Here is a 21,787-nt window from a genome sequence, read left to right on the forward strand (position 1 = left end):
CCCAGGCCACAGCCAACGTGCAGAAGCCCCGCCCGCACGCCAAGGGGGCGACGCGTGGACGGGGCCACTGGGTCAACTGTTCAGACCGGCCAAGACTCAGCGGGATCGTCCAACCAGGCGCGCTGAACAGCCGCCGAGACAGTGAGCCCGAACCGCTTGTATCCCGGCTTGCCCTGCCTCCCCCACCATCGGTAAGCGGACTCGACTTCGTCCCACAGGTGGCGGGGGCCGGACTGCCACACCTGTGCTTCGTCTCCGTCCCGGAACACGACACAAGCCCATGAGTGGTCGGTGAGCCCGTAGAACCACACAGGCCGCTTGTCGTCCCGCTTGTCGGCCACGACGTGAACGCAATCGCGGACCTTGAGCCCCATGGCGAACCGCTGGGGGCTGAACTGCTCACCCATGAATTCGTCTTCCGTGATCACGGTGGACGACTTGTCACGGTCGGCCATGCCATCGCTGACGTATTCAGAGTGCACGACAGCCGAAAGGCGCTGGGCTCGCGCCTTCATGAACTCCACCGGTCCCGTGAAGGGACCTGTGGCGCTCTCTCCGTCGTCAGCGACGACCAGCCGGGCCACGGCGTCCCCGTTGCCATAGTGAGTCCCCCACGGGACCACGATGACCGCCCCTTGGCGGCTTTGCTCAACCCATGCGAACGGGATGGACCGGAAGCCACACGTGGCAATGATCCGGTCGTACTTCCCGCCTTCCGGGTAGCCCTTGAGTCCGTCCCGATTGATGACCTGGACTCCAAGCCCGAAGAGGTTGAGAGCCGTTCGTGCTTCGGCGGCAACGACCGGATCGAGTTCCACGGTGACGACGTTCTCAGACCTCAACCGGTGCGCCAGCAATGCGGCGTTCCATCCGGTGCCCGTGCCGATTTCCAAGACACGGTTGCCGGGCTTCACGTCCAGATCGCTGAGCATCCGGAAGACGACGGACGGCATGGATGCCGAAGACGTTGACACCTCCCCTGGTTCAGTTCCGGTGTGCTTGCCGTCGTCCCATTGGGTCACAACGGGAACGTCGGAGTCTGCGTACCCGTACCAGAGTTCCGGGTCTTCCGACCTTGACACGGGAACGCTCTGCCCCGTCTTCATGTCGAACGGCCAGATGAGATCCGGCAGAAATGAGGCACGGGGAACCGCATCGAACGAGGGGGCCCAGTCCGAAGACAGTGCGCCCCCAGACATGAGGACGCGCCCCAGCTCAGTACGGCTGGGGCGCTCCTGGTGTGCGTTGGCGGCCACTGGTCAGGCGGCCTTCGGCGGGTTGGGAACGCCGGGACCGCCGTCCGGGGTCGGCGGCGGGGGCGGCGGGGCAGGCTCGCCGGGCAATCCGTCTCCGCCGTTGGCCTCATAGATCCTGATCACTGGTTTCCTTTCGTAGTGCTTCTCTTGAACCATTCGGCTGCCGACCGTCACGCAAGCAACCGAACGGGCTTGACCCCACCCCTGCCAGGAATCCGACCCGAGTACGGGGGAGCCTCGAATTCGGCACGTCCGGCAGGGGCGGGAGTCATGGGGTGGCGAGGCAGCGCGGGCAGTTCACGACGCGGGCCCATACGTCTTTCTCGTCGCCGGTCCTACCGGCCCCGCACACAGTCTTGAGCTCAGCCGTGCGGCGCGGGTCGTCCAGCGGACCGGTGAGCTTGTGCACGGTCATCACGTCCTCTCCGACCGTGCCCGCCGCCCACTCCACCGTTTCCTCGGGTCGCGTCTTCGTGCTCATGCCCTGCCCTTCTTCCGCTGCCTATGCAGCCTGCCGACGGCCACCAATTGCCGTTGCTCCCACTCAGTTGCCGGGCGAACCCTGCGGTAGTGCACGCGCCAAGCAAGACCAGTTGGGCGGTCAAGCTCGATAAACGGCGCGTCCACCAGTCGCACCCTGCCGGGCATTTCGTAGTCGCGATCAAAGACGACCGAGCCCACCACGATTGCTTCCGGCCCGGAAAAGGCAGGCTTGCGCTTCACGCTTCGCGGCGGGTCGGCCACGGGGTTCTTCGCTCTAGGCTGAGCGTTCACCGTTCCGACCGCCTTCGTAGTCCAGCCTCAACATCCTTGAGCACGTCCCGTGTTGGCTCTGCGTAGCCGGTACGCGGTACCCACTCCGGGGCCAGCCGCCAGAACCCGCCCGCCTCTATCAGCGCGGCCAGCTCATCCACCTCGTCCGTGGGCTGGGGGCTCTGCGGTGCCTGGTCCATTGCTCGGTTCCTTCGTGCGTCGTAGTGCGGTGTAACCGGAACTACACCCACAGTGACCCGACAGGCGTACGCTCAACAGGTCTGGAGCCTTTCCAACATGCTTGGAAAAGTGGGGAGTTGGACACATGACCGAACCGTCACCCGATCGGCGCAGCGAACCCGCCAACGGCCTTGAGTGGTTCGGGCGGGAACTTGAGGAAGCCCTGATCCACAAGGGGGCCAGCCAGCGAGAGCTAGCAGACTTCACGGGCTACAAAGAGCCGTACGTGAGCAAGGTCAAGAACGGCAAGGCCATGCCGTCCCCGGCCTTCGCCGGAGGCTGCGACCGCTTCTTCAACACCTCGGGGTACTTCGCCCGGCTACTGGTGAGGATCAGCGAGCGTGGACACCCCGGCTGGTTCGTCCCGTACATCAACCTGGAGAAGCAAGCCAGCCGCGTTGAGGACTACTCCAACGCTCTGATCATGGGCATGTTGCAGACGTGGGCGTACGCGGAAGCCACGTTCCGGGCGACCTTCCCGTACGAGACTGCCGAACAGATCAAGACCAGGGTTGAAGCCCGGTTGGCCCGGCGTGAGGTCTTGGAGCGGGAAGCCCCACCCCTGCTGTGGGAGATTCTTCACGAAGCGACGTTGCGCACCGTGGTGGGCAGCCGGGCCGTGATGGCGGAGCAGCTTCTACAGCTTGCCTCTGACGCTGGAAACCCCCACGTCACGCTTCAAGTTCTTCGCTCCCAGACGGGTGCCCCCGCGTCGGGTACACCCTTTACGCTGCTTACACCAGACGACGGGGCAACAGTCCTGTACACAGAGGCCATGGGTCAGGGGCACGTGACGGACTCCGCGCAATCGGTGAACCACGGACGTGCGACGTTTGAGCGTCTGCGGGCATCCGCACGCGACCCCGAAGAGTCCGTGGCTCTGGTTCGTGAGATCGCGGAGGAGTACGCCAGATGAGCAAGACGCACGGCCCCCAGCCTGACCAGTGGGTCAAGAGCACGTACAGCGACGGAAACGGCGGCCAGTGCATTGAGTGGGCCCCCGAATACGCCCGTGCCACGGGTGAGTTCCTGGTCCGTGACAGCAAGGACCCAAACGGACCGACCCTCAACCTGACCGCCGAAGGCTTCGCCGGACTGGTCGCCTTCGCCACGTCACACGGCTGACCAGCCGACCCGCACGCCCGACCAGAGCCCCGCCACTCCACCCCCTTCGGATCGGCGGGGCTCTTCGCGTGGCGCGACTGGGGCACAAGAGCTGAGCACCGAAAGACCGTCGGCGGCGCTCAGTACGACGCAGGCCCGCCCCGCGCCGCCACCGTGTCCCGTACCGCGCGGACGAACGTCTCGGCGCGGGCGTTCACCCCCGCCGTGCGGTGGATCAGCGCCACCTCGGCGTCGGGCACGTCGTCCAGCGGCGCGAGCACGACGTCGGGCCGCGAGAAGTACGTCCGCACCGAGGCGACCACCGGGGAGATGCCCTGGCCCGTCGCGACGAGGGTCATCAACTCCTGGAAGGAGGCGACCGAACGGGCCCGCCGGATCTCCCGTCCGGCGGGCGTCCGGCGCGGCACATGGAAGTCCCACCAGTACCCGGGCGCGCCGTTCGCGATGCCGAAGAACGTCTCGCCCGCCAGCTCCTCCAGGGAGACGGCGGCCCTGCCGGCCAGCGGGTGGCCGACCGGCACCGCCAGCATCCGCTTCTCCCTGATGACGACCGGGCCGACCGTCAGGTCAGGCTCCTCGACGGGCAGGCAGGTGAAGAGCAGGTCGATCTCGCCGTCCCGCAACGCGCCGAGCGGGTCCCGGTACTGGATCTCCCGCATCCGCACCTCGACGCCGGGGCAGCGCTCCCGGTAGGAGGCGAGGACCGGGCCGGTCAGCGTGCCCGCGCCCGCGCCGAGGAAGCCGACGTCCAACGCGCCCTCCACCCCGCGCGCCACGTCCCTGGCGCGCGCCACGGCCGCCTCCATCTGCCGGTGCAGCGGCGCCAGATCCTCGTACAACTGGCGGCCCAGCGGGGACATCCGCACCACCCGGCTGGTGCGCTCGAAGAGCGGGGCGCCGATCTTGCGCTCCAGTTTCTTCACCGTCTGGCTGACCCGGGCCTGGGAGAGCAGGAGCCGCTCGGCGGTGTGCCCGAAGTGCAGCTCCTCGGCCAGCGTCAAGAAGGTCTCCAGCTCCTGGCGTTCCATCACGTACCCCCCGTGACCTGCATCGATAAGCATGGACGCAGCGATCGTTTCATGGATCGACGTTGATCGGCGGCCGGGCCTGCCGGATCTTTGAGGCATCGGGACGGCAGCCGCCGCACCCGCCGCCTTCCTCCTCAACTCCCCGGAGCCCCCGATGATTTCGCGTGCCCGCACCTCCCTCGCCCTCACCGCGTCCGCCGCCGCGCTCGCCCTCACCGCGGGGCTCGCCGTGTCCGGCGCCCAGGCCGCGCCCTCGGGCCGCCCCGAAGCCGGGAAGGGGGCCGCGTGGACCGCCGCGTGGGCCACCTCACCGCAGCGCCCGAGCACCGGTTTCAAGCCCAACTGGTCGGAGGCCGGCTTCGACGGCCAGACCCTGCGCCAGGTCGTCCGCGTCACCGAGGGCGGCGACAGAGCCCGTATCCGGCTGTCCAACGCGTACGGCAGCTCGCCGCTGCGGATCGCCGGCGCCACCATCGCCCGTACGGAGAAGGGGGCGCCCGCCTCGGTGCGGAAGGGCTCGGTCCGCCGGCTCACCTTCGGCGGGCGGGAGTCCGTGACGATTCCCGCGCACGATCAACTCGCCAGCGACGCGGCCGGGTTGGACCTCGACGCCTTCGAGTCCGTGACCGTCACACTGCACCTGGCGGGGACCACCGGGCCCGCCACCTTCCACGCCCAGTCCCTCGCGACCAGCTACCGGGCGAAGGGGGACCACGCCGGCGACACCGCGGGCACGGCGTTCGGCGAGTCGACGGAGTCCTGGTACTACCTCGCGGGCGTGGACGTCGGCGGCACGGAGCGGCCGCGGCGCGACGGGGTCGCCCTGTTCGGCGACTCCATCACCGACGGCTTCGCCTCCACCGCCGACCGCGACCGGCGCTGGTCGGACGCGCTCGCCGAGCGACTGGCGAAGTCCGGCGACCGGCGGCCCGTGCTCAACTCGGGCATCGGCGGCAACCTGGTCCTCAACGACTCCGCCTGGTACGGCGAGAAGAGCGCCAACCGCTTCGCGCGGGACGTACTCGACCAGCCCGGCGTCGGCACGGCCGTCGTCCTCGAAGGCGTCAACGACATCGGCTTCAGCGAGACCGACCAGCCCACCTACAAGCCCGCCCCGGTCGTCTCCGCCCGCGAACTCATCGAAGGGCACCGGGAGTTGATACGGCAGGCCCGCGCCAAGGGCGTCCGGGTCGTCGGCGCCACGCTGCTCCCGCTGGGCGGCTCCGACCACTACGGCAAGCACGCCGCGGCGGTGAGCGACGCGTTCAACCGCTGGGTGCGGACCTCCGGCGAGTACGACGCGTACATCGACTTCGACAAGGCGCTCGCCGACCCGAAGGAACCGGAGCGGATCGCCCCCGCGTACGACAGCGGAGACCACCTGCACCCGAACGACGCCGGATACCGGGCGATGGCCCGCGCGGTCGACCTGGACGCCCTGTAGTCGGCGTGACCCTGTCGGGGGCGCTCTCGGGGGTGCTCACTCCCGCGTGTAGTACCGGTAGAAGACCGCCACGAAGACCAGCGCCGACACCGCCAGCGACATCACCACCGACCGCAGCACGCTGGCGTCGGTCAGGCTGTAGAGGAAGCCGAACGCGATCCCCGCGAACGCCGTCCAGGACAGGGCGCGCAGTTCGCGGGGGAGCGCGGGCGCGAACCGGTGCAGGGCGAAGAAGACGGCCGCGAAGAGCAGCCCCGTCACCACGCCGAACAGGACGTTGCCGATGGTGATCGGCTCGCCGACGCGGCGGATGCCGGAGGTCCAGAAGCCGTAGACGATGCCCAGGAGCAGCGGGAGCCCGGCCCACAGTCCCGTGGCCGCACCGGTTCTGGCGCGCGGTGTGTGGGCGGTGTAGGTGGGTGTGGCGTGTGCCATGACGGTTCCTTCCGTGGGGGAAGCGGTACGTCACTCGTACGTCTTGCTCGTACGTGTCAGCGGTCGCGCCACTGCGGGCACGGATCGTCGGTGGAGTTGCAGTTCGGCACGTGGCGGCCGCCCGTGTCGATGTAGGCGGCGCTCACCCAGCCGCGCTCGCCCTCCAGCCAGTACCAGTGCGGGTTGCCGTGCACGGTGGTGCCGCGGACGGCGCATTTGACCCGGTCCTCGCTGCCGTACGGCATCTTCGCGAGGATCGTGCCGTGGGTGCTCGGCTCGTCCCTGACCTTCAGGTCCGGGCCGGAGACCACGGTTCCCCAGATGGGCCCGTCGTCGTGGTGGGCGGCAACGCCCGTGCTCGCGGCGGCCGCCGTGCCCGCGGTGCCGGCGGCCAGCAGCGTGGCGGCGGCCACCGCCCCCAGGCTCAGAGCGATTCTCATGATCGACCTCCTCGCCCCCTCGTCCCATCCAGGAAACACCCGTTCGGCCGAGCCCTCCACCGGAGCCGTGCGGGGCCCGCGCGGCTGATGTCGTTGCCCCATATGCAGTCGCCCCGGTCGCGTGCCCCGTGGCCGGGCCCTTGCCTTGGTTGCGTGCCGAAAACCGTCCGCCGTGACCCGCGAACGCCCCGCGCCCGCTCCGCCCTGTCCGCCGTCCTGCTCACCCTCGCCTGTCTGCTCGTCCCCCTCGGCACGCTCTCCGTCTGGGCGACGTACGAGATCGGGGACCGGGACAGTTACGTCGCCACGATGGCTCCCCTCGCCTCCGACCCCGCGGTGCGCTCCGCGGTCGCGGACGCGGTCACCGGCTCGGTGATGAAGGAGATCGACGTGGGCCCGCTGCAGGGCACCGTGGAGTCGTTCGTACGGGACGCGGTGCGGTCGTTCACCGAGACGGCGGCGTACAAGACGGCCTGGAACGCGGCGAACCGGGCGGCGCACGACGCCGTGCAGTCCGCCCTCAACGACGACTCGAACGGCGAGGTCACCATCGATCTCGCCCCCATCACCCAGCAGATCAAGCAGCAACTGAAGGACGACGGCGTGCCGTTCGCGTCGAAGATCCCGGTGCGGCACACCGAGGTCGCGGTCCTGCAGTCCGACGACTTCGGGTGGCTGTGGCGCAGCTTCCACGCGCTGCAGGTGGCGGGGGTCTGGCCGGCGGTGGCGGCGGCCGTCCTGGCCGTCGCGGGATGCCTGCTCGCCGGCGGGCGCCGCAGGGCCGTCGTCGCCACGGCCCTCGGCATGGCCCTCGGCGCCCTCGCCCTGCTGTCGGCGATCGCGGTCGGCCGCTCCTTCACCCTGGACGACCTGCCGGCCGGCATCTCCCGTAACGCGGCGGGCGCGGTCTACGACGCGCTGACGGAGACGCTGCGGGTGACGTCGTGGGTGATCGTCGGCGTGTGCGGGGCCGTGGCACTCGGCTTGTGGCTGTCCACCCGGCACCGCGCCGGCCGAACCCCGACGACGCCCGCGCGGGGGCGGACGGGCGCGCTCGTGTAGGGGGTGGCCGGGCCGGGCCCGTCCGCGGGCAGGTACGCGCACCGCTCCGGGACGGCGTGGTCCGACCCCGGGCAGATGCGCACGCCGTTCCGGGACGGCGTGGTCCGACCCAGCCTTGGGCAGGTGCACGCGCCGCTCCGGGACGGCGTCGTCCCCGGGCAGATGCGCGCGCCCGTCCCGGTCTGGTCCGGTCCGGTCCGGCCCGGCCCGGCCCGACCCAGCCCCGGGCAGATGCGCACGCCACTCCGGGCCAGCCCGGCCCCGGGCAGATACACACGCCCATCCCCGACCGGTCCAGCCCGACCCAGCCCTGGGCAGATGCGCACACCGCTCCGGGACGGTCCAGCCCGGCCCCGGGCAGCTGCGCACGCCACTCCAGGCCAGCCCGGCCCCGCCCGGGCAGATACGCACGCCCGCCCCGGATCGATCCGGCCCGACCCAGCCCCGGGCAGATACGCACACCGCTCCGGGCCGGCCCAGCCCGGCCCCGGGCAGACGCGTGCGCCGCCCCGACCCGCCCCGCCCCGGCCCGGCCCGGCGTACTCAACCCTCGCCGGCCCCGGCCCGTCTCTGGGGGAGGATGCGGGCGGCAGCGGGCGCGTTCGGCGCGTGCCGCGGCGCACCCCTGTCGGCGACGAGAGGCTCCTCCCCTTGGACAGCGTGAACCGTGCGGACGGCGCAGGCGGTGCCGCCTTCGCCCCCGCGCCCGCAGGCGACGAGGACACCGTCGAGGAGGCGCCGCGGCGGCCGGGGCGGGCCGCCGCGTGGGGCGCGGGGCTGCTGCTGGCCGGGGTCAGCGCCGTGCTCGGCTTCCGGGTCGCCGACTCCGACGGATTCACGCCCGTGCCGCAGGTGCTCGCCTTCCTGCCCTGGCTGCTCGTGCCGGCCAGCGCAGGGCTGCTCATGGCCGTGCTCGGCCGGTGGCGGCTCGGGATGCTGTGGGGCGTCGTCGTACTCGGCCTCGTCGCCTGGTACATGGAGCCCTACGGGAACACCGACGCACCCCGCGGCGACGCCGTCGCCGAACTGCGCGTCCTGACGTCGAACGTGGAATTCGGCAACGGGACCCAGGGGTTGATCGGGGCCGTCCGCAAGGAGCGGCCCGACCTGGTGTTCGTCGAGGAGTGCGACCACGCCTGCGCCACCCTGCTCCGCACGGAGCTGCCGCGCGCCGACTACCCCTACCGCGCGGCCGTCGACGCCGCCGCCGCGGACGCCGCGGAGGGCTCGGTCATCCTCGCCAAGGTCCCCCTGAAGCGCGCGGACGGCCTCGACGCCACCCTCGGCATGCCCGGCGCCGTCGCCGACGTCCAGGGTCATCCCGTACGGATCCAGCTCGCGCACCCCATGCCGCCCATGCCCCGCCAGGTCGGCCTGTGGCGCTCCGAGCTCGGCAAGCTGCGGGAGTACGCCGCCGCAGGGGGCGGCCGGTCCACCATCATCGCCGGGGACTTCAACGCCACCCAGGACCACGCCGCCTTCCGCGCCGTCCTGGACGCCGGGGTACGCGACACCGCCCGGCTCGCCGGGACCCCACGCGCCCCGAGCTGGCCCGCCGCCGCGCCCGCGCCGCTCGGCGCGCAGATCGACCACGTGCTCGCCACCCCGGACTTCGCGGCCCGCGACGCCCGCTTCCTGGAGATCGGCCACACCGACCACCGGGCCCTCGCCATCACCCTGATCCTCCACGAGCCGACCCGCACCACCTGATACCGCACCACCCGATACCCGCACCACCTGATACCCGCACCACCTGATCTGCACAAAGACGAAACAGCGCGTTGATCCGCCGGCCGGGGCGCGGCCCGTAAAGCGCCGATAATGGGCGCATGCCCCGAGAGTCCCGTCCGTCCCGTCCGGTCTCACTGAGCCCGCTCGCCCCACCCGACTGGCTGGTCAGGTCCCTCAAGCCGCAGTCCGCGCCCGTCCCCTGGGCCGCCGTGGCCCGCGCCTCCGTCGCGATGGCGCTCCCGCTCGCCGTCGGCATCCTCGCGGGCAAACCCTCGTACGGCGCGCTCGCCTCCATGGGCGCGCTCTCCGGCGTGATCGGCGACACCGCCGACGCCTACCGGATGCGGATCTTCAACATCGCCGTGCCGCAGCTCTTCGGCGCGCTCGGCGTCACCCTCGGCACGCTCGTCTTCGGCCACGGCTGGGTGGCGGTCGGCGCGGTCACCCTCGTCGCCCTCGTCTCCGGGATGATGTCGACGATCGGCGCCGTCGCCTCCGTGTCGGGGCTGCTCCTGCTGCTCAACTCCGTGGTCGGCGCGGGGCTTCCGATGCCGGGGCGGTGGTGGCTCGCCCCGCTCCTGATGACCGGCGGCGGGCTCCTCGTCCTGGCGCTCGCCCTGCTCGCCTGGCCGCTGCGCTCCGGCGTCCCCGAACGCGCCTCCGTCGCCGCCTCCTACCGCTCGGTGGCCACGCTGCTCGACGCGGCGGGCACGGACGCGTACGGCGAGGCCCGCACCGCCGTCACCGCCGCCCTCAACCAGAGCTACGACCTGGTCCTAGCCCGGCGCACCCGCGACCACGGCCGCAGCCCCGAACTGGTCCGGCTCGTCGGCCAGTTGAACGCCCTCACCCCGGTGATCGAGGCCGCCCCCGCCGCCGACCAGGCCGCCCGGCACGCCTGCGTACGGCTGCCCGCCGAGGTCCCGGACGCGGTCCGCGCGCTGGCGGCGGCCGTCGAGCGGGGCGGCCACGCGCACGCCGGCGGGGAACGCCCCGGCACCCGCGCGACGGCCGCGCTCCCCGAGCCCGGCGACCACACCGCCCGCGCCCTCGACCACGCCGTCCGGCACGCGGCGGAGACCCTGGACGACCCCGACCCGCTCGGCGTCATCGAGGCCGAGGACCGCCTCGGCCGCCCCGCCGCCCTGCGCGTCCGCGCCCGCCGCGCCGCCCGCAACGTCATCCTGTCCGGCACGTCCTGGCGCTACGGCCTGCGCCTCGCGCTCTGCATCGGCATCGCGCAGGCCCTCGTCTCGCTGATCGACGTGCCCAGGTCGTACTGGGTGGCGCTCACCGTCACCTTCGTCCTCAAGCCCGACTTCGGCTCGGTCTTCTCCCGCGCGGTGCTGCGCGCGCTCGGCACGGCCGCGGGCCTGGTCATCGCCGCCGCCGTGCTCGTCGAAGTACCGCACGGCTGGTGGGACGTGCCGGTGATGATGCTGCTCGCGCCGCTCATCCCGGCGTTCACCGTGCGCGGCTACGGCTACCAGACGGCGGCGATCACCCCGGTGATCCTGCTGCTCTCCGACATCCTCAACAACCAGGGCGTCGGCCTGGTCCTGCCGCGCCTGGTGGACAGCCTGATCGGCTGCGGCATCGCGCTCGTCGCGGGCTATCTGCTCTGGCCGGAGAGCTGGGGGACCCGGATCGGCGACCGGCTCGCGGACGCGGTGGCGGACACCGCGCGGTACGTGGAGTGCGCGTTCGGGGACGGGGATCCGGCCGCCCGCGCGAGGATGCGCCGCGGCCTCTACCGGGACCTGTCCGTGATCCGCTCCGAGTTCCAGCGCGCCCTGACCGAACCGCCGCCGACCGGGGCGCGCGCGGCCGCCTGGTGGCCGCTGGTCGTCGCCGTCGAACGCATCCTGGACGCCACGACCGCGGCAAGGGTCCGCATCCGGCACGGCGCACCGCCCCCCGCCCCGCCCGAGGTGGCCGAAGTGGCCCGGGAACTGAGGGCGTTGGCGGGCCGCCTCCGGGCATCGGTGATCCTGGAGAAGGGCGACGTGGAGTTCACGGCGGTCCCCCAGGAGAGCGTCCTGGAACCCCTGCGCCAAGAGGTGGCGGCGGCCCGAGCGGTGGCGTCACCGCAGGGTGGGTAGAAAGGGGCGCGGGGAACTGCGCGACCAGCCAAGGCCGGCCCGCAGCTCCCCGACAAAGCAAAAACCCGTTACAGCCCCGCGCTCAGCGCCCGTTGACCTTGTGCAGCGCCTTCGCGAGCCCATTGGCCCACAACTGCTCCACCTGCGCACGCTCGCTCGCGTCCGGCTGCGAGTTCGTGCAGGACGGGCCGGGCCCGCCACCGGACATCAGCTGGCTGCACGGCCCGTCGTACGTGTCCGGAAGGCCCAGCACGTGCCCGGTCTCGTGCGCGGTGACGCGCGTGGAGTCGTACTCCTGGTTCTGCGCGTAGTCCAGGAAGACGTACCCGTTGCCGTGGCCGTCCGTGCTCGCGTACGAGCCGCGCGCGTCGTTGCCCTCGCGGTACGAGAAGCTCGCGCCGGAACTGCCCGCCTGCAGCTTGACGTTGGAGACCGCGCCGTTCCAGATGGACGCCGAGCTGGCTATCTGCTGGGCGAAGGTGGGGGCACCGGACGCGTCGTAGGTGACGGTCACGGACTTCGCGCCGGGGTGGGCCGCGCGCTTCTCGGCGACCGCCTTCACGACGGCCTCGAAGAACGCCTTGTTGGCCTTGGCCTCCGCCGCCGAGCCCTGGTACCGGGCGTACGACGGGGTGGCGCCCGCGGAGTCGTGCGCCGCGGTGGTGGCCGAGGCCGAGGTCGCGCCGAGACCGGCGACGGTGAGACCGAGGACGGCCGCGACAGACAGGTAACGCTTGTTCATGTGTGGGGGGCTCCCTACTCGTTCCACGACCGCGTGGGGGCGGTCGGTGAAAGGTGAACGGTTCGGTACCGGTGAGTGTCGGGGAGCATGGGGCGCGTGGGAATGATGGCAACTCGCGATAGCTCCGGGCTATCACCAGGTCCAGGCCTGCCCAGAACGGCCGGTTCTCATGGGGTTTGAGCGTCTGGTGCGGCGGCCGTACCGCCTCTACGCTCAGGCGCCATGGAGCTCGAGGTCAGGCACCTCCGCGCGTTGTGCGCCATCGCCGACACCGGCAGTCTGCACAAGGCCGCGCGTCAGCTCGGCATGAGCCAGCCGTCGCTGACGACCCAGCTGCGGCGCATCGAGCACGCGCTCGGCGGGCAGCTCTTCTCGCGGGAGCGCACGGGCTGCCGGCCCACCCAGCTGGGCCGGGTCGTGCTCAGCCGCGCCCGCCCGCTGGTGACGGAGATGCGCGCGCTGGTCGCCGAGACGAAGGCGGCCGCCGCCCGCTCCGCCGAGGGGCCGCAGCTGCGCATAGGGTCCACCGCGAGCCGCGCCATACCGGGCTGGCTGCGCAGACTGCGCGCCCGCCTGCCGGGCACCGAGATGTCGCTCCAGATGGACGTGTCCGGCAACGCCCTGCTGCACATGGTGACCACCGGCCACCTCGACATCGCCTTCGTGCACGAGGTGGAGGGCTGCCCGCTGCGCATGCCCGAAGCGCTCCGAAGACGCGTCCTGCTCGACCGGGAGCCGCAGTTCGTCTCCCTCGCCGCGGACCATCCCGCGGCGGACCACCCCGTCGTACGCCTCTCCGAGCTGGCGAACGACCGCTGGATGGTGGACCCCACGGTCGACGGCGAATGGGACGGCCTGCGCCGCGTCCTCACCGCGGCCGGCCTCAACCCCCCTGTGCTGCACGGCGATTACCTCACCGCCGCGTCCCTCGTCGCCACCGGCGAGGTCGTCGCCCTCTGCCAGCCGACCTCGCGCGGCAGGACCGACATGGCCGTACGCCCGCTGTACGGCGACCCCCTCGGCGTACGTCTCGTCCTCGCGGCCCGCACCGAGGAGGAGCTCGACGCGGTTTACGGCGAGCTGGAGGCCGCCTACTGGGAGGCGGCACGGCAGGCGCCCGCCTACACGGAGTGGCTGACGCGGGCCGGCGGGCCCCGGGGGAGCACCGGGGGGAGCGCCGGCGGGACGTTGGTCCCGGCCAGCCGGTGACCTTCGGCCACACCCCCTCCGACCTGCGGTTTCGTCCGTTTTACGGTACTGGGTCGCGCCCTGCGGCCACTTGTTACGTTTCCGACGGATGACGCACACATCGCGCCCGTACCTTCGTGTCTGTCGCCACCGCAAAGGGGCACAAACACGGACAGCTCGATCCGAAGCCACGAGGGAAGTCACCACCATGCGCGCCACCCGCCGTACCTTCCGTACCGCCGCCATCGCCACCGGAGCCATCGCCGCGCTCGCCGTCCCGACCACGGCGGCGTTCGCCGCGGACGCCCCGTCGACGCCGCAGGGCCAGGTGGCCCGTGACGACCAGAGCGACAAGGGTCGGGATCAGGGCCAGGACACGACCAACCCGGACGAGAACAAGAAGGACGAGACGGACAAGGAAAAGGACAAGGACGCGCCCGTCCCCGGCAGCTGGGAGTCCAAGGGCACCACGGACCTCGGCAAGGGCTGGGCCGCGAAGGTCGACGTGAACGCCTCCGCCCGTACCGCCAAGGCGACGCTCACCAAGGACGGCGCCGCCAAGGGCTCCCTCACGGCCTACGAGAAGTCCGCGTCCACCACCATCGACGGCAGCACCTTCACCCTCTCCCCCGACGGCACGGTCACGGCCAAGATCGTGAACAAGGACAAGGACAAGGACAAGGACAAGCCCGTCCCCGGCGGCTGGGTCTCCAAGGGGACCACCGACCTCGGCAAGGGCTGGACCGCGAAGGTCGACGTCAACGCCTCCGCCCGTACCGCCAAGGCCGCCATATCCCTGAACGGCAAGGCCAAGGGCTCCCTCACCGCGTACGAGAAGTCCGCGACCGGCACGATCGACGGCAACATCTTCACGCTGACCCCGGGCGGCACCATCACGATGAAGGCCAAGCCGACCCCGCCGAAGCCGAAGCCGGACCACAAGCGCGTCTTCGTCCGCGAGTACCGCGACCTCGGCGGCTCCGGTTTCGACGCCAAGGTCTACAAGGTCAGCACGGGCTACGAGGCCGACATGATCGCCAAGGCGCCCGACACCGGCAAGAAGTCCGTCTGGGACACCCTGAAGCAGTCGGGCGGCAAGCCGGCGTACGGGCAGCACAACGGCGCCCACTTCGTCCTCAACCCCGACGGCACCATGAAGGGCTGGGTCGAGGGCAAGACCCACGGCAACGGCCACCACGACAACAACGGCACCCACACCAACGGCAACGGCAACGGCCACGCCAAGCCCCAGCCGCGCAACGACTCGAACCAGGTCGTCCCGAAGGGCGGCGTCAAGGCCGGCGCCGACGGCGTCGAGTCGACGTCCGACGACGCGCCGCTCATCGCGGCGGGCGGCGGCATGGCGGCGATCGGCGCGGCGGGCCTCGGCTTCGCGCTGTACCGCCGGAACCACCAGGAGAGCTGAGCGACGTTCCCGTACGGGAGAACCAGTACGGCAGAACCAGTACGGGAGAAGGGGCGCACCGCGACCGCGGGGCGCCCCTTTCGCGTCCTCGGCGCCCTCCGCGCCCCCTGGTCAGACCCCGATGTCGCGGCCGTCCTCGCGCCACACCGAGACGACCGACGGGCGGACGATCCGGCCGGGGCCGTCCGGCCAGGCGCTCGCCGGCTTCTCCACCGACGCCCCGTCGACCTCGCCCGGGTGCTGCACGGAGACGAGCACCCGTCGCTCCTGGACGAGCGGACCGCAGGTCTCCGCGCCGGTCGGCATGGTCAGGAACTGCTTGAGCTCGCCGCGCCGCTCACCGCGCGTGGCGACGCCGAACAGGCCGTCGTGCGAGCCGAGTTGGTTGCCGTCCGTGGAGATCCACAGGTTGCCGTGCGGGTCGAAGGCGACGTTGTCCGGGCAGGAGATCGGCGAGACCCGCTCCTTGGGGAAGCCCGCGAAGTACGTGGCCGGGTCCTTGGGGTCACCGGCGACGAGGAACAGCGACCACCCGAACGTGGTCGCCTCCGCGCGGTTGCCCCGCTCGGTCAGCTCCAGGATCTGCCCGTGCTTGTTGAGGTCGCGCGGATTGGCCTCGTCGGCGCCGGCCTTGCCCGCCTTGCCCCGGTCGGAGTTGTTCGTCAGGGCGACGTACACCTTGCCGGTGTGCGGCGACGGCTCGATGTCCTCGGGCCGGTCCATCTTCGTGGCGCCCACCTTGTCACCGGCGAGCCGCGTGAAGACGTACACCTCCTCGGCGCTCATGCCCTCGACGTGCGAGACGGCCTTGCCGCCGGGCCCGGCGGTGGCGAGCGGTATCCACGTCCCGCCGCCGTCGAACTCGCCGTCCGCCGGGAGCGTCCCCTTGCCGTCGATCTCGCCGGCCGGGGAGTCGCCGGTCAGCTTCGCGACGTACAGCGTGCCCTCGTCGAGGAGGGTGAGGTTGTACTCGTGCGCGGCGCGTGAGGACCCCTTGGCCATCCGCTTGCTGCCGACGAACTTGTAGAAGTAGTCGAACTTCTCGTCGTCGCCCATGTAGACCACCGGCCGGCCGTCGCGGGTCAGCCGCGGCTGCGCGGCCTCGTGCTTGAAGCGGCCGAGCGCGGTGCGCTTGCGCGGCGTGGACTGCGGGTCGTACGGGTCGAGTTCGACGACCCAGCCGAACCGGTTGGCCTCGTTCGGCTCCTGGGCGAGGTCGAAGCGGCGGTCGAACCGCTCCCACTTGCGCTCGGAGGCCTCACCGGTGACGCCGTACCGCTTGAGGCGGGCGACGGTGGTCGGCTCTGTGACCTTCGCGGCGTTGCCGAAGTACTGGTTGAAGTTCTCCTCGCCGTGCAGCGTGGTGCCCCACGGGGTGGTGCCGCCCGAGCAGTTGTTGAGGGTGCCGAGGACGGTGGTGCCGCGCGGGTCTGCCTGCGTACGGACGAGGGCGCTGCCCGCGGCGGGCCCGGTGAGGCGGAACCGGCTGGTGGCGGTCAGGCGGCGGTTGAGGTGGTGCCGGGGCAGGGCACGCAGCGCGCCGTCGCGCCGCCCGCCCTCGACCACGACGACGGAGAGGCCGTGCGCGGCCCAGGCGGTCTCGACCTGCTCGCGGGTCGGGTGCTCGGGGTCGTACCCCCGGAACATCAGCACCTCGTCGGTGTACTCGTGGTTGGCGACGAGGAGCTGCCGCCCGTGCTCGCCCCGCAACGGCAGCAGACTCAGGAAATCATTGTTGTAACCGAACTGCCCGCCCTGCGCCTTGGCGCTCTGCCGGTCGGCGTCGAAGGCGGGGGCGCCGCGCAGGATGGGCTCGCCCCAGCGGATGACGACGTTCTGCCGGTAGCCGGCGGGGACGGTGACGGTGTCGGCGGTGTTGGGGGCGACGGGCGCGAACCGCAGTCCGCGCGCTCCCTTGTCGTGGCGTCCACCGTGCCGTCCGGCTTCGCCAGAGGTGGCGGCGACGGCTTGAGGGGCGCCAGGTCCTGCGACGACGGCACCCCCCGCCGCGGCGGCGACCGTCACGACGGCGGCGGCGCGCATCATCGAACGGCGGCTGAGGGCACCGGCGATGACGTCGCCGACGTACGGGTTGTCGCTGGTGTTGGGCACCTCGCCGAAGCACGCGTCACCGCACCGGAACCGGCAGGTCAGGGCGGAACGGCCGCCGCTCCCCTGATGCGAGCTGATGATCGGCAGCAGTGTGCGCACGGTTCCTCCGTCGTGGTGGCGAGCCGGGGCAGGGGTCTTGCTCTGGCTTGATTCCGCCGTGAGGCTAGGCGCGGGTTCCGGCGGGGCGACGGCGTGCGGGTGAACGGCGGGTGAATGGTGAATTGGCGCCGGTGGGGCAGCAGTTACGGGCCCGACGCCCCTCGGGTATCCGAGGCGCGTGGCACGGGTGGGTGACGGAGGCCGACCCTGCCCAAGATCGCCGACAGCGGCGGCTAACCTTACGTGTCCGCCCTGGCCAGGGATTATCGGGAATCAACTCACGCGAAGGGTTGCGCACATGGGCATTCTGAACCGCCTGCGGAACGCGTTCGGACGGTCACGCAAGGAGAGCGTTCCGGAGGCTCGGGAGCCCGACCGTGCGGAGTCGTATGCGACTGCGCCCGAACCGGAGGTGACGCCGGCCTCCTCCTCGCCGGAGTCCCCGTCGCCGGAGTCCTCCTCGCCGGAGGGCCGGTCGCCGGAGGCGGTGACGCTGCCGTCCCCGTCCTCGGAGCCGACCCCGGACCCGCCCCGCAAGGCCTCGGTCCCGTCCCCGAGCCAGGAACCGTCCCCGCCCACGGTGGACGACCTGGTGGCAGCGGCCTTCGACAACGTCTCGGTACCACCTCAGTCGACGTCCCCTGAGGCGGAGCCGAAGACGGACGCTCCCGCTCAGGAGGCCCCCGCCGCGACCGCGCCGAAGCCGAAGGCTGACGGTCCCGCTCCCGCGAAGGACAAGGCCGACACGACCGCACCGGAGCCGAAGGCTGACGCCCCCGCCCCGGAGGCCCCCGCCGCGACCGCGCCGAAGGCCAAGGCGCCCCGCAAGCCGAAGGCCGACGTACCCGCTCCCGCTGAGGACAAGGACGCGCCGAAGGCCGACGTCCCCGCTCCGGAGGCCCCCGCGGACAACGCCGACACAGCCACTCCGGAGCCGAAGGCCGACGCGAAGGAACCGCAGCCGACCGACGAGCCGGAGCCGGAAGCTGCTGCTGTGGGCAAACGTCCCGCAGGGCGGGACGGGTGGGCACAGCCCCCGGTGCCGGGCAAGGACAACGAGGGCGCCAAGGAGAACGACCCCGAGCCGAAGGCTGAGGTCACCGCTGAGGCCACCCCCGAGCCGAAGGCGGACGCCGAGCCGAAGGCTGAGGTCACCCCGGCGGGCGACCCCGAGCCGAAGGCTGACGTCACCCCGGCGGACGACGCCGAGCCGAAGGTCAAGGCCGGGCCCACCCTCACCCCCGCCCGCCTGAAGTCCACCGCCCCAGGGCTGGCCCCCGCGCACCGCGCAGCAGCCGCCGCCCTGAAAAAGAATGACCTCACCGGCACCCGCGCCCCCGTCTACCTCGTCCTGGACCGCTCGGGGTCCATGCGCCCGTACTACAAGGACGGCTCCGCCCAGGCCCTGGGCGACCAGACCCTCGCCCTGGCCGCCCACCTCTCCCCCGAGCCCACCCCCACCGTCCACGTCGTCTTCTTCTCGACGGACATCGACGCCACCGGCACCCTCACGCTCCCCGAGCACGAGGGCCGCATCGACGAGATGCACGCCGCCGCCGGCCGCCTCGGCCGCACCAGCTACCACCGCGCGATCGAAGAGGTCGTGGCCCACTACGAGAAGTCGGACCACGCCGGCGAGCCCGCCCTGGTGATCTTCCAGACGGACGGCGCCCCCGACGCGAAGGGCCCGGCGACCCAGGCCCTGCGGGACGCCGCCGCGCACCCCCTCTTCTTCCAGTTCGTCGCGTTCGGCGAGCACGACGCGAAGGCGTTCGACTACCTCCGCAGGCTGAAGGCGGAGAACGCGGGCTTCTTCCACGCGGGCCCGTCCCCGCGCGAGCTCACGGACAAGGAGCTCTACGAGGGTTTGCTGGCGCACTGGCGCCCGTAGCCGAGGGATCGGACGGGTGGCCCGGGAGCGGGAGCCCCGGGTCCACCCGCTGATATCGAGGTGATTCGATCTCTGTCCGGCCGTTAGGATTTCGACCATGGCGGCCACTGGATCCGAGAAGCAGGGAGCGGACGAGAACGCGAAGGCGTTCTACGTATCGACCCCCATCTACTACGTAAACGACGCTCCTCACCTGGGCCACGCCTACACGACCGTTGCAGGGGACGTGCTCACGCGCTGGCACCGTCAGCGCGGCGAGAAGGTGTGGTACCTCACCGGCACGGACGAGCACGGTCAGAAGATCATGCGCACGGCCGAGGCGAACGACGTCACCCCCCAGGAGTGGTGCGACAAGCTCGTCACCGAGGCCTGGAAGCCCCTCTGGGAGCACCTGAACATCGCGAACGACGACTTCATCCGTACGACGGAGAAGCGTCACACCGACCGCGTGCAGGAGTTCGTCCAGGATCTCTACGACAAGGGCGAGATCTACAAGGGCGGCTACGAGGGCCCGTACTGCGTGGGCTGCGAGGAGTACAAGCTCCCCGGCGACCTGATCGACGGCGAGGGCGAGTTCTCCGGACAGAAGCTCTGCCCGATCCACAAGAAGCCGGTGGAACTCCTCAAGGAGGAGAACTACTTCTTCAAGCTGAGCGAGTACGGCGACAAGCTCCTCGCCCTGTACGAGGCGAACCCGGGCTTCATCCAGCCGGAGTCGGCGCGCAACGAGGTCGTGAACTTCGTCAAGCAGGGCCTGCAGGACCTGTCCATCTCCCGGTCGACGTTCGACTGGGGCGTGAAGGTCCCCTGGGACGACAAGCACGTGATCTACGTGTGGGTCGACGCGCTCCTGAACTACGCGACGGCGGTGGGCTACGGCGCGAACGAGGAGAAGTTCGCCTCGACCTTCCCCGCGAACGTGCACCTCGTCGGCAAGGACATCCTCCGCTTCCACGCGGTGATCTGGCCGGCGATGCTGCTGGCGCAGGGCCTGCCGGTGCCGGGCCGCGTGGCCGCGAACGGCTGGCTGATGGTCGGCGGCGAGAAGATGTCGAAGTCGAACCTGACGGGCATCAAGCCGCAGGACCTGACGTCGCACTTCGGCGTGGACGCGTACCGCTGGTACTTCCTGCGGGCGATCGCGTTCGGCAGTGACGGCTCGTTCTCGTGGGAGGACTTCTCCGCCCGCTACACGAGCGAGCTGGCGAACGACTACGGCAACCTCGCCTCGCGGCTCGCGGCCATGGTCGGCAAGTACTTCGGCGGCGCGCTGCCCGAGGCGACGGCGTCCGGCGACGCGGAGCGGGCGGTCCAGGACGGCCTGGCGAAGGCGGTCGCCGAGGCCGACCGGAAGATCGGCGAGGAGCTGGACTTCCAGGGCGGCATCCTGGCGATCTTCGACTTCGTGAAGCAGGTCAACGGCTACATCACGGAGCAGGAGCCGTGGAAGGTGGCCAAGGGCGACTCCCCGGAGGGCAAGGCCCGCCTGGCGACGATCCTCTACACGGCGGCGGAGTCGCTGCGCGCGGTGGCGGTCCTGCTGAACCCGGTCATGCCGGAGACCTCCCAGAAGCTGTGGGAGTCCCTCGGCGCGGAGCCGTCGCTGGGCGCGCTCGCGGACCAGAACGTCCGGACGGCGGCCACGTGGGGCACGCTCCCCGCGGGCGCGACGGTCACGAAGGGCGCGGTGCTCTTCCCCCGCCTGGAGGAAAAGCCGGCGGCGTAGCGGTACGCGACGAATACGGGAAAAGTCCCGGTGCCGCCCTGTCTCCCAGGGCCAGGCACCGGGACTTTCCACACCCGGTCAGCCTTCGCCACCGCCGTCGAACAACTCCTCCGCCCCAGCCGCGTGAACGGCCCGCTCCGCCCAGACCGCCAGCTGGTCCAGGTCGGTGCATGCGGTGACCTGTGCGCGAACGGCGGGAGGCACGTCGATGCCGCGCCAGGAGAGAATCTTCAGGACCATCTCGGCACGATCCTGGGCCCGCCCCTCTTCCCGGCCTTCCTCCCGCTCCTTCACCGCGAACGGGTGGTCGAAGAAGTACTTGGTCGCCGTCATCAGTTCCTCCCAGATCTCCTTCGCCCGGGGGTCCACCAGACCGGACCGGGTGAGCTGTGCGAACATTCCCGCCGCCTCGCGGTCGATGGTTTCCAGAGCCGCAGCCAGTGCCCCCAGTATGGCGGCGGCCCCCGGTCCTCTTCCATGAGTAATCGCCGAAAACACCGCAAGGGGGACGTCCCTCTCGGCCTCATGTCGGTCCGTGATCACCGGTACGTTGTCCGGCCCCAGGACCATGGGACGAACGGTGAGCGAGGACCAGCCCGGCAGCCCGAACTGGATGGGCTTGGCGGCCCAACGGGCCGTCGCCGCGCTCTGCGTCACGACGATCAGCACGGGCTCGCAGTGGTACTTCTCGTAGAGGTACGAGAGGTAGTACGGCCAACTGCCGCGCTTCGCCTCGTCCTTCTTGCCCTGCGACTCGATGACGAACAGGTAGTTGCCGTCGTCGGTGTCCACCCGTAACAGGGTGTCGCAGCGGCGCTCGACGGGTTCGATCTCCGTGAGGTCCACGTCGAGCGTCATGATGTCCCGGGGCTCCGGGAAGGGGACGTGCAGCAGACGCTGGAGGGAGCGGATCAGCAGGGCCGTGTCCTTCTGGAAGATCCGGTGCATCGCCTCATGTGACGAGCTGACCATGGGTTCTCCTTTCTG

The 21,787-nt window shown here is 71.1% G+C and carries 19 protein-coding genes; 10 read left to right on the plus strand and 9 right to left on the minus strand.

The window, feature by feature from the left end; all coding sequences use genetic code 11:
* Positions 1-80: 80 nt before the first annotated feature.
* The 3 genes from ACFYO9_RS23995 to ACFYO9_RS24005 all read right to left on the minus strand — a co-directional run bounded on the left by ACFYO9_RS23995 (position 81) and on the right by ACFYO9_RS24005 (position 2,000).
* The gene (locus ACFYO9_RS23995; protein WP_358777932.1) at positions 81-1,199 is read right to left on the minus strand and encodes a methyltransferase domain-containing protein; all 1,119 of its coding nucleotides are present in this window, start codon (positions 1,197-1,199) and stop codon (positions 81-83) included.
* 325 nt (positions 1,200-1,524) lie between these two features.
* On the minus strand, positions 1,525-1,737 hold the full coding sequence (locus ACFYO9_RS24000; RefSeq protein WP_358777928.1) for a hypothetical protein: 213 nt from the start codon (positions 1,735-1,737) through the stop codon (positions 1,525-1,527).
* Positions 1,734-2,000: a hypothetical protein gene (locus ACFYO9_RS24005; RefSeq protein WP_388666547.1), complete on the minus strand. Its 267-nt coding sequence runs from the start codon at positions 1,998-2,000 to the stop codon at positions 1,734-1,736. Before ACFYO9_RS24005 ends, ACFYO9_RS24000 begins: the two co-directional genes overlap by 4 nt.
* 334 nt (positions 2,001-2,334) lie before the next feature.
* Here ACFYO9_RS24005 and ACFYO9_RS24010 point away from each other — a divergent pair, with 334 nt between their 5' ends.
* Both ACFYO9_RS24010 and ACFYO9_RS24015 read left to right on the plus strand, forming a co-directional pair.
* Positions 2,335-3,165 (plus strand): helix-turn-helix transcriptional regulator, encoded by an 831-nt coding sequence (locus ACFYO9_RS24010; protein WP_358777927.1) that lies wholly within the window; start codon positions 2,335-2,337, stop codon positions 3,163-3,165.
* Positions 3,162-3,374 (plus strand): DUF397 domain-containing protein, encoded by a 213-nt coding sequence (locus ACFYO9_RS24015; RefSeq protein WP_358777926.1) that lies wholly within the window; start codon positions 3,162-3,164, stop codon positions 3,372-3,374. The genes ACFYO9_RS24010 and ACFYO9_RS24015 overlap by 4 nt, the downstream gene beginning before the upstream one ends.
* A gap of 119 nt (positions 3,375-3,493) precedes the next feature.
* Here the strand turns inward: ACFYO9_RS24015 and ACFYO9_RS24020 are convergent, their stop codons facing one another.
* A complete protein-coding gene (locus tag ACFYO9_RS24020; RefSeq protein WP_358777925.1) occupies positions 3,494-4,435 on the minus strand; it encodes a LysR family transcriptional regulator in 942 nt (313 codons plus the stop codon).
* Between the two features lie 121 nt (positions 4,436-4,556).
* Here ACFYO9_RS24020 and ACFYO9_RS24025 point away from each other — a divergent pair, with 121 nt between their 5' ends.
* Positions 4,557-5,846 (plus strand): SGNH/GDSL hydrolase family protein, encoded by a 1,290-nt coding sequence (locus tag ACFYO9_RS24025; RefSeq protein ID WP_358777924.1) that lies wholly within the window; start codon positions 4,557-4,559, stop codon positions 5,844-5,846.
* A 36-nt stretch (positions 5,847-5,882) separates the two neighbouring features.
* Here the strand turns inward: ACFYO9_RS24025 and ACFYO9_RS24030 are convergent, their stop codons facing one another.
* Positions 5,883-6,281 carry a hypothetical protein gene (locus ACFYO9_RS24030; RefSeq protein ID WP_358777923.1) on the minus strand — a complete coding sequence of 133 codons (399 nt, stop codon included), beginning with the start codon at positions 6,279-6,281 and terminating at the stop codon, positions 5,883-5,885.
* Between the two features lie 56 nt (positions 6,282-6,337).
* Positions 6,338-6,721, minus strand: a complete 384-nt coding sequence (locus ACFYO9_RS24035; protein WP_358777922.1) for an SH3 domain-containing protein — start codon at positions 6,719-6,721, stop codon at positions 6,338-6,340.
* A gap of 153 nt (positions 6,722-6,874) precedes the next feature.
* Between ACFYO9_RS24035 and ACFYO9_RS24040 the strand changes: the two genes are divergently transcribed.
* The 3 genes from ACFYO9_RS24040 (at position 6,875) to ACFYO9_RS24050 (ending at position 11,616) form a co-directional block, all read left to right on the plus strand.
* Positions 6,875-7,783: a hypothetical protein gene (locus ACFYO9_RS24040; protein WP_355812468.1), complete on the plus strand. Its 909-nt coding sequence runs from the start codon at positions 6,875-6,877 to the stop codon at positions 7,781-7,783.
* Between the two features lie 660 nt (positions 7,784-8,443).
* Complete coding sequence (locus ACFYO9_RS24045; RefSeq protein ID WP_388666595.1) at positions 8,444-9,493, plus strand: endonuclease/exonuclease/phosphatase family protein; 1,050 nt, start codon at positions 8,444-8,446, stop codon at positions 9,491-9,493.
* A 119-nt stretch (positions 9,494-9,612) separates the two neighbouring features.
* Positions 9,613-11,616, plus strand: a complete 2,004-nt coding sequence (locus ACFYO9_RS24050; protein ID WP_358777920.1) for an FUSC family protein — start codon at positions 9,613-9,615, stop codon at positions 11,614-11,616.
* An 82-nt stretch (positions 11,617-11,698) separates the two neighbouring features.
* On the opposite strand, the gene snpA is transcribed toward ACFYO9_RS24050, so the two are convergent.
* The gene (gene snpA, locus ACFYO9_RS24055; protein WP_355812459.1) at positions 11,699-12,358 is read right to left on the minus strand and encodes a snapalysin; all 660 of its coding nucleotides are present in this window, start codon (positions 12,356-12,358) and stop codon (positions 11,699-11,701) included.
* Between the two features lie 222 nt (positions 12,359-12,580).
* On the opposite strand from snpA, the gene ACFYO9_RS24060 reads away from it, so the two are divergent.
* Together ACFYO9_RS24060 and ACFYO9_RS24065 are read left to right on the plus strand one after the other, a co-directional pair.
* Complete coding sequence (locus tag ACFYO9_RS24060) at positions 12,581-13,567, plus strand: LysR family transcriptional regulator (protein WP_355812456.1); 987 nt, start codon at positions 12,581-12,583, stop codon at positions 13,565-13,567.
* A 187-nt stretch (positions 13,568-13,754) separates the two neighbouring features.
* Positions 13,755-14,972 (plus strand): hypothetical protein, encoded by a 1,218-nt coding sequence (locus ACFYO9_RS24065; RefSeq protein WP_358777919.1) that lies wholly within the window; start codon positions 13,755-13,757, stop codon positions 14,970-14,972.
* A gap of 111 nt (positions 14,973-15,083) precedes the next feature.
* Here ACFYO9_RS24065 and ACFYO9_RS24070 read toward each other — a convergent pair whose 3' ends face one another.
* Entirely contained in the window at positions 15,084-17,183 is a 2,100-nt protein-coding gene (locus tag ACFYO9_RS24070; RefSeq protein WP_358777918.1) for a PhoX family protein, read from the minus strand.
* Between the two features lie 298 nt (positions 17,184-17,481).
* Between ACFYO9_RS24070 and ACFYO9_RS24075 the strand changes: the two genes are divergently transcribed.
* Both ACFYO9_RS24075 and metG read left to right on the plus strand, forming a co-directional pair.
* Entirely contained in the window at positions 17,482-19,074 is a 1,593-nt protein-coding gene (locus ACFYO9_RS24075) for a VWA domain-containing protein (protein ID WP_358777917.1), read from the plus strand.
* A 97-nt stretch (positions 19,075-19,171) separates the two neighbouring features.
* A complete protein-coding gene (metG, locus tag ACFYO9_RS24080; RefSeq protein WP_358777916.1) occupies positions 19,172-20,800 on the plus strand; it encodes a methionine--tRNA ligase in 1,629 nt (542 codons plus the stop codon).
* Positions 20,801-20,878: 78 nt separating this feature from the next.
* Here metG and ACFYO9_RS24085 read toward each other — a convergent pair whose 3' ends face one another.
* Positions 20,879-21,772, minus strand: a complete 894-nt coding sequence (locus tag ACFYO9_RS24085; protein WP_358777915.1) for a hypothetical protein — start codon at positions 21,770-21,772, stop codon at positions 20,879-20,881.
* Between the last annotated feature and the right edge of the window lie 15 nt (positions 21,773-21,787).

This window comes from Streptomyces sp. NPDC005863 (assembly GCF_042871345.1).
Classification (GTDB): Bacteria; Actinomycetota; Actinomycetes; order Streptomycetales; family Streptomycetaceae; genus Streptomyces.

What these genes read in the sequence shown, in the direction of transcription:
- ACFYO9_RS24025 (WP_358777924.1), top strand. Translation starts at nt 4,557, where the DNA reads ATGATTTCGCGTGCCCGCACCTCCCTCGCCCTCACCGCGTCCGCCGCC.
- ACFYO9_RS24065 (WP_358777919.1), top strand. Translation starts at nt 13,755, where the DNA reads ATGCGCGCCACCCGCCGTACCTTCCGTACCGCCGCCATCGCCACCGGA.
- ACFYO9_RS24060 (WP_355812456.1), top strand. Translation starts at nt 12,581, where the DNA reads ATGGAGCTCGAGGTCAGGCACCTCCGCGCGTTGTGCGCCATCGCCGAC.
- ACFYO9_RS24015 (WP_358777926.1), top strand. Translation starts at nt 3,162, where the DNA reads ATGAGCAAGACGCACGGCCCCCAGCCTGACCAGTGGGTCAAGAGCACG.
- ACFYO9_RS24085 (WP_358777915.1), bottom strand. Translation starts at nt 21,772, where the DNA reads ATGGTCAGCTCGTCACATGAGGCGATGCACCGGATCTTCCAGAAGGAC.
- ACFYO9_RS24030 (WP_358777923.1), bottom strand. Translation starts at nt 6,281, where the DNA reads ATGGCACACGCCACACCCACCTACACCGCCCACACACCGCGCGCCAGA.
- ACFYO9_RS24020 (WP_358777925.1), bottom strand. Translation starts at nt 4,435, where the DNA reads ATGCTTATCGATGCAGGTCACGGGGGGTACGTGATGGAACGCCAGGAG.
- ACFYO9_RS24050 (WP_358777920.1), top strand. Translation starts at nt 9,613, where the DNA reads ATGCCCCGAGAGTCCCGTCCGTCCCGTCCGGTCTCACTGAGCCCGCTC.
- snpA (WP_355812459.1), bottom strand. Translation starts at nt 12,358, where the DNA reads ATGAACAAGCGTTACCTGTCTGTCGCGGCCGTCCTCGGTCTCACCGTC.
- ACFYO9_RS24000 (WP_358777928.1), bottom strand. Translation starts at nt 1,737, where the DNA reads ATGAGCACGAAGACGCGACCCGAGGAAACGGTGGAGTGGGCGGCGGGC.
- ACFYO9_RS24075 (WP_358777917.1), top strand. Translation starts at nt 17,482, where the DNA reads ATGGGCATTCTGAACCGCCTGCGGAACGCGTTCGGACGGTCACGCAAG.
- ACFYO9_RS24010 (WP_358777927.1), top strand. Translation starts at nt 2,335, where the DNA reads ATGACCGAACCGTCACCCGATCGGCGCAGCGAACCCGCCAACGGCCTT.
- ACFYO9_RS23995 (WP_358777932.1), bottom strand. Translation starts at nt 1,199, where the DNA reads ATGTCTGGGGGCGCACTGTCTTCGGACTGGGCCCCCTCGTTCGATGCG.
- ACFYO9_RS24035 (WP_358777922.1), bottom strand. Translation starts at nt 6,721, where the DNA reads ATGAGAATCGCTCTGAGCCTGGGGGCGGTGGCCGCCGCCACGCTGCTG.
- metG (WP_358777916.1), top strand. Translation starts at nt 19,172, where the DNA reads ATGGCGGCCACTGGATCCGAGAAGCAGGGAGCGGACGAGAACGCGAAG.